This is a genomic window from Spongiactinospora gelatinilytica, from assembly GCF_003236385.1.
In the GTDB taxonomy this organism is placed as follows: Bacteria; Actinomycetota; Actinomycetes; order Streptosporangiales; family Streptosporangiaceae; genus Spongiactinospora; species Spongiactinospora gelatinilytica.
The window spans coordinates 1-4,704 of sequence record NZ_POUA01000487.1 but is presented as its reverse complement, the minus strand read 5'-3'; the positions used below and the strand labels follow the sequence as shown (position 1 = coordinate 4,704).

2 protein-coding genes are annotated in these 4,704 nt (G+C 69.5%); both read right to left on the bottom strand.

The features are described 5' to 3' along the window. Positions 1-67: 67 nt before the first annotated feature. Positions 68-2,005, bottom strand: coding sequence for a serine/threonine-protein kinase (locus C1I98_RS35400; protein ID WP_111171671.1), 1,938 nt, complete (start codon positions 2,003-2,005; stop codon positions 68-70). Positions 2,006-2,111: 106 nt separating this feature from the next. Next, positions 2,112-4,433, bottom strand: a complete 2,322-nt coding sequence (locus C1I98_RS35395; protein ID WP_233508460.1) for a transglycosylase domain-containing protein — start codon at positions 4,431-4,433, stop codon at positions 2,112-2,114. Positions 4,434-4,704 lie beyond the last annotated feature (271 nt).

Here is a 4,704-nt window from a genome sequence, read left to right as displayed (position 1 = left end):
AGCATGCCGACGATCGTGTACCCGCCGACCGCCGCCGGGTCGCCGGGCCGGAGCGGGGCGGCGGCCATCAGCGCGCCGGGCGGGCGAACTGAAGCGACGCCTTCAGCGGATGCACGTCGGCGAGCACCCGCCTGGTCGCCCCGACGAAGTCGATGACCTTGATTTGGTCCGCGTCCTTCTTGCCCTTCACCGGATCCTGGACCAGCAGATGGTTCTCGTTGAACCAGCCGAGGAGCTGCCCGCTCTCGTCGGCCGGCACGGTGGCCCTGCGGTTGCCGGTCTTGGCGTCCCACACGCAGTAGTTCTCCCCGTCCGGGCACACCGTGACGAACTGCCCGCCCGACGGGGAGAACCAGTCGCGGGAACGGGGCTTGCCCACCCAGTGGAAGGTCTTGGTGACCTGCCCGGACAGGTTGTAGTACTCCATCCCGGTGACCTTGCCGTCGTAGTAGCCGCGGGCGATCGTGCCGTCGGGGGTGAAGGTGAAGGCCAGCGCGGCGTCGTCGGTGTACTCCGTCCGGACGTGGGTGGCGGTCCGCGTGCGCACGTCGATGACCACGAAGCCGGTGATCCGCCGGATCTTCTTGTCCTCGTGCACCGAGAGCACCACCTTGGAGCCGTCCCTCGACCACACCGGGGTCATGGTCGTCAGCGGCTTCTTCACGGTGGCCACGGTGAACTGCTCGCCGGTGTCCGGGCGGAGGAACCGGACGTGGTCGGTGTCGGAGTCGCGGAACTTGAGCCAGGGGTTGAGCACCACCCACGTGCCGTCCGGCGACACCTGAGGCTCCTCGCCGGTGCCGACCTGCTTGAAGGCGCCGGCCCTGTCTCTGACGTAGCTGCCGAACGGGCTGGGCACCTCCAGGTACGCCTGGAGGCGGAGCGGATCTTTCGGGTGCTCGTGCAGGGTCGCCTGGGCCCGGTCCAGCTTGAGGTCACTGGCGGCCTTGCCCTCGACCTTCTCCAGCGGGGCGGTCGTGGAGCCGGGGGTGACCTGTGGCTGGGCGGTGATCACCGAGGGCTGCGGGGTGGGGGTGGCCGGCGCTTTCCTGCCGTCCGCGACGGCCCGGCCGGGGCCGCCGGGGACCAGGAAGTGGACGCCGGTGCCCGCGATGAGCGCCCCGGCCAGGAACGCCGCCCCGGCCGTGAGGACGCCGCGGCCCCTGCCGACCGGCCGGGTCATCCGGTCCTGCTGCGACGGCGGTGTGGCGGCCGACACCTGTGAGGTGAGCACGCTCGGCTCGCCCACCAGGCGCAGCAGCGCGTCGCCGGCCGGGGGCCGCCTGGCCGGGTCCTTGGCCAGGCAGGCGGTGATCAGGTCGTGCAGCTCGCCCAGGTCCGGGAGTTCGGGCTCGCCGTTGACGATCCGGTTGACCGTGCCGGCCATCGTGCCGCCGTCGAACGGCGAGCGGCCGGAGGCGGCCGCCGCCATGGTCGCCGCCCAGGAGAAGACGTCGGCCGAGGCGGTGGGCGGGCCTCCGCTCAGCCGTTCCGGCGCGGTGTAGGCGGGTAACTCCACCCTGCGGGTCGCCCCGGTCTCCGTCGAGGTCACCGCCCTGGCCACGCCGAAGTTGATCACCCGGGGGCCGTCCGGGCCGAGCACCACGTTGCCCGGCCGCAGGTCGCCGTGGACCAGCCCGGCCTGGTGGATCGCGACCAGCGCGGTCATCGTGCCCACCGCCAGCCGGTGCAGCCCGACCCCGGTCACCAGGCCGCCCGACTCGGCCAGCGTGGGCCCGTCGATGTACTCGCTGACGACGAACAGCCGGTCGCCGTGGGCGCCGGTGGTGAGGACGCGTGCCGTGTAGAAGGCCGAGAACCCCTGGAGGGGCGCGATCACCTGGTGGAAGCGCTCGCGGTCCACGTCCGGGTGCAGCAGCTTCACCACGACCCGCTCACCCGTGCGCGTCTGGGCGACGAACACGTCGTCGCCCAGGCGTCCGGTCAGCCGGTGACCCCCTACCTCTGCGGGGTCGCCCGGCCGCAGCGCGCTGATCTCCGGCATCGGAATTCCTCCCACTCCGCCCGTAGATCACCAATTATGAGGGCAGGGCGACCTGTGTCGTAGACCCGGAAGATGACCGGGAGGGGTCCGCACGGTGACCGGGGGGTCAGCGTTCCAGGTCCTGCTCCCTGCCGAGCTGCTCGCTCTGCTCCGGACCGAAGTCGAAGCCCAGCTCGGGACCCTGCTCGCGGCGCTGCTCCCTGCCGGGCTCGCGGCCGTCCTGCTGAGCTTGCTCCCGGCCTTCCTCGCTGCCCAGCTCAACGATGATGTCGTTGCCGTCGCGGCCACCGTCACCGCCGTCACCGTCGTCACCGTCGTCGTCGGGCTCGGCCTTCTTCCTGGGCGCGCACCCCGAGCCGCAGCCGCCGAAGCGCGAGGAGTTGATCGGCTCGAAGGAGGTCTTCGGCGTGCCCTTGAGCGCGGCCATCATCGTGTCCTTCCAGATCGGGCCGGGGATGGTGGCCCCGAAGACCGACCCGTAGTACTTGCCACCGATGGTCACGCCGTTCAGCTTGTGGTTGACCGCGCCGCGCGGGTCGCCGATGCTGACCGCTCCGGCCAGGTCGGGGGTGGTGCCGGCGAACCAGGCGGTGGACTGCCTGTCGGTGGTGCCGGTCTTGCCCGCGGCGTCGCGGCCGATGCCGCCCACACCGCGCATGGTGCCCTTGGTGAACACGCCCTCGAGCACGTATGCGGCGGCGTCGGCGACCTCGGGGTCGATGGCCTGGCGGCACTTCGGCTTGTACTTGACGACCTTGCCGTCCCGGTCGGTGATCTGGCTGATCGCCTTCGGCTCGCAGTACTTGCCGCGGGCGCCGAGCACCGCGAAGGCGTTGGCGACGGTCAGCGGGTCCATCTCGTTCACGCCGAGGGTGAAGACCGGGACCTCGACCAGGGGCAGCCCGTCGGACCGCTTGATGCCCATCGCCTTGGCCGTCTTGATCACGTCGCACAGGCCGACCCGCTGCTCAAGGGCCATGAAGAAGGTGTTGACCGATCCCCAGGTGCCGGTCTGCAAGGTCCGGAAGCCGGGGGCGCCCTCGTCGTTGGTCACGGTGTGGCTGGGGTCGCCGACGCTTTGGCCCTTGCAGTTCTTGAAGCCGGAGTAGCCGGTGCTGAACCCGGCTCCCGCGGTCAGCCCGTCGTTCACCTTCATGCCCTCTGCCAAGGCGGTGACCAGGGTGAACATCTTGAACGTGGATCCGGCCTGAAAGCCCGTGCCGCCGCCGTGCCTGGCGTCGGCCACGACGTTGTAGGACATCTCCTTCTTGCGCTTGGAGTTGCCGTACGCGCGGCTGGAGGCCATCGCCTTGATCTCCCCGGTGCCCGGCTCGACCAGGGCCTCGGAGGCCATCGCGTAGTCGGTGGGCGAGACCCACTTCTTGATCGCCTTGTCGGCGGCGGCCTGCATCTTCGGGTCGATCGTGGTCTTGATGGCGAGGCCGCCGCGGTTGAGGAACTGCAGCCGGGCCTTGGGGGTCTTGCCGAAGTCGGGGTTGTTCAGGATCTCCTGCCTGACGTACATGCAGAAGTAGGGGTACGGGCTGTTCTCACAGCCGCCGGGCAGCGGGGTGCCCTTGTATCCGAGCTTCTCCGCCTTGGCCTTGGCGGCGTCGGCCTTGCTGATCTTGTTCAGCTCGGCCATCCGGTCCAGCACGATGTTGCGCCGCTGGACCAGCGCGTCACGGTACTTCTTGCCGCGGTGCGGGTCGGTCGCGTTGGGCTCCTGTACGGCTCCCGCCAGCGTCGCCGCCTGGGCCAGCGACAGCTCCGACGCCTTGACGCCGAAGAACCGCTTGGCCGCCGCCTCCACTCCGTTGGCGCTCGCGCCGAAGTAGGCGATGTTCAGGTACTTCTCCAGGATCTGGTCCTTGGAGTACTTCTTCTCGATCGCCATCGCGTAGCGCAGCTCGTTGAGCTTGCGGGCGTAGCTGGCCTCGGTCGCCTTCGCCCGCTCCTTCTTGGAGTCGGCCTGGTTGAGCAGCACCTGCTTGACGTACTGCTGGGTGATGCTCGAACCGCCCTGGCTGACCCCGCCGGAGTGGAGGTTGGTGGCCAGGGCGCGGATCGTGCCCTCGATGTCGATGGGGCCGTGCTGGTAGAAGCGGTAGTCCTCGATGGATATGATCGCCGTCTTCATGATGTCGGCGATCTGGTCGAGCGGGACGACCTCGCGGTACTCCTCGTAGAACTGGGCGATCTGCTTGCCGTTGGCGTCCAGGATCATGGTGCGCTCGGCGAGCGGGGGCTCCTTGAGGTCTTCCGGATTGAGGTTGAGTTCTTCCTTGACCGCGACGACGCCCAGCCCCACGCCGCCCACGGCGGGCAGGGCGACCCCGGCGGCGAGGACCCCGGCGGCGACGCCCATTCCGGCCAGCGCTGCGATCTTTGAGCTGGACCCGGCCAGACTCATCCCCCGTTTCGACATGTGACTAGATTATGGGGTATTCGTGGTGGCCTTGAGACCGGATTGGCGCACCAGGGCAGAGGCGGTCCGGCTGCACATTGGTGACTCTGCGACCAGTCAATACTGACTGTGCCCGTATTGCTACAGAGGGTAATAATCGAGGAAACGCACCGCCCACAGGAAGGGAACCCCATGCGTTTCTCGCGCAGGATCACCGCGATCGCCTTCGCCGGCGGCCTGGCCGCCGTGGCGCTCGCCACCCCCGCCGCCGCCACCGGCGAGGGCCGGGTGA

Excerpts from the sequence above, each read along its gene's own strand:
- C1I98_RS35400 (WP_111171671.1), bottom strand. The coding sequence starts at position 2,005 with ATGCCGGAGATCAGCGCGCTGCGGCCGGGCGACCCCGCAGAGGTAGGG.
- C1I98_RS35395 (WP_233508460.1), bottom strand. The coding sequence starts at position 4,433 with ATGTCGAAACGGGGGATGAGTCTGGCCGGGTCCAGCTCAAAGATCGCA.